Annotated in this window: 1 protein-coding gene; it reads left to right on the top strand. The window is 43.8% G+C overall.

What is annotated here, in order from left to right:
• The first annotated feature begins 279 nt into the window (after positions 1-279).
• Complete coding sequence (gene focA, locus AB4232_RS21055) at positions 280-1,731, top strand: formate transporter FocA (protein ID WP_009845303.1); 1,452 nt, start codon at positions 280-282, stop codon at positions 1,729-1,731.
• Positions 1,732-2,027: the final 296 nt, after the last annotated feature.

The raw sequence follows: 2,027 nt of genomic DNA, 5'->3' as shown, positions 1-2,027 counted from the left end.
ACGCAAAATCTATCCTTAATTCTTTTAATAACTTATGTCCTGCTGCTCGTTTTTTGTTAAGCCGATGAGCAATCAATTTCATTCTACGCCTAACCAAATCTATATCAATATTTTTGATGTGGTTTCTAAAAATTATCAATTTTACCTCTACCCCTCAACACCCTAATCTGGAATGGCAGGACACAACGAGCCCTGCAAAACATTACTGATTAACCATTACGGATTAACCAAGTCATTAACACTAGGAATTACACATGACGGATTGTTCAAGGGGGGGATATGGCAACCAGCACTTCTGAAAATCAGCAACTGTTCTCGCCAACAGAAATGATGGCGGAAGCCGAGAAATTTGCATTAAGCAAAGCAAATAAAACCAGCAGCATGACATTGAGTTTGGCAATCATGGCTGGCGCATTCATTGGGCTTGCTTTTTTATTCTACATCACGGTGACCACAGGTAGCGCTGATGCAGGATGGGGATTAAGTCGCTTAGCCGGTGGTCTTGCATTCAGCATGGGGTTAATCCTGATTGTTATTTGTGGTGGCGAGCTGTTTACCAGTTCGGTGTTATCAAGCATTTCATGGGCTAATAAGCAGATAACCTTCACCAAGATGCTGTCTATCTGGGGCAAGGTATATGTTGGCAACTTTATCGGTGCCATGTTCCTACTGGCTTTGGTAAGCGCAGCAGGCTTATATCAACTGGATGGCGGGCAATGGGGCTTAAACGCTCTAAACATTGCTCAACACAAGCTACACCACAGCCCTGTTCAAGCTTTCGCTTTGGGTGTGCTTTGTAACTTACTAGTTTGTTTAGCAATTTGGTTAACGTTCAGCTCAGCTAACGCCATGACTAAAGCCATGATGACCGTATTACCCGTTGCAATGTTCGTTAGCTCAGGCTTTGAACACTGTGTGGCGAATATGTTCATGGTTCCATTAGGCATCACAATTCAAGCATTCGCACCAGAGAGTTTTTGGATGCAAATTGGCGCAACATCAGCCCAGTATGCAGACCTGAACATCATGAAATTTGTCACCGCAAACTTAATACCAGTGACATTCGGCAACATTGTAGGTGGTGCGGTATTGGTCGGCTTAGCCAATTGGAGTATCTACCGTCGCCCGCAGCTTAAAGCGGCAAAAATTACAGCAATAACTCAAACAACAGAAATTACGTCAGTTAAGGAAACCACTATGAACACTACAACTACTATCAAGCAAATCATGAACACTCAACCAATTACACTGAGCGTAGAAATGCCTACTTCAGTGGCGATTGATTCACTTTTAGATGCTCAACTTGTTAGCGCTCCTGTTTGCGATGTTGAAGGCCGCCTAGTAGGTATCCTCTCTGTTCACGACGTAATGGTTGACCTTTGGTGCCAAGACTACATTCCGACTAAAGGTCAAAAAGTGGTAGACCTAATGAGCCGTGACGTAGTGGCTATTGATGCAAACGACAAACTGGTCGATGTTGCTGAGTTCCTATGTATCGATAAAGAACAACTGTACCCGACAACAAGCATGGGCTATGCCACTCGCCTGACCTCTCTTTCTTTAGAAGAGCGTGCAAAAGCGATGAAAGTAAGCCAACCACATATGCTTCCAGTGCTAGAAAATGGCGTAATGGTCGGTGTGATGACTCGCACTGAAGTTATGCAAGCACTACGTCCAATCTACGGCGACCGCCTAAACGTGGTTCCAAAGGCTGAACTAGAAACGGCTTAACTAGCGACTGTTTACAAAGCAAGCGTTTCATTAGAAACAAAGTAACGAATCGTAGGCTGAACTATTAGGGATTAGTCGTTCAGCTAGATAACTCAGTCATTGCAACGTTGACTGGCAGAGGTAAATGGCGGCTTAAGACGCAGTAAAAGGTTTGACACAAAACAGACCTAAACGCGTGGCCATTTACCTCAATAAAAAAGGCGCAAAGTGAAAACTTTGCGCCTTTCTCTATATTCTAGCTGCTTTGCTACTTTCCATATTACTAAATAACCGGCTAACGCTGCCCTATCTCGTAT

Source organism: Vibrio sp. 10N.286.46.A8, assembly GCF_041470165.1.
Lineage (GTDB): Bacteria > Pseudomonadota > Gammaproteobacteria > Enterobacterales > Vibrionaceae > Vibrio > Vibrio tasmaniensis_A.
This window is presented reverse-complemented; position numbering and strand designations above follow the sequence as displayed.

Coding starts and splice junctions, on each gene's coding strand:
- focA (WP_009845303.1), top strand. CDS start 280: ATGGCAACCAGCACTTCTGAAAATCAGCAACTGTTCTCGCCAACAGAA.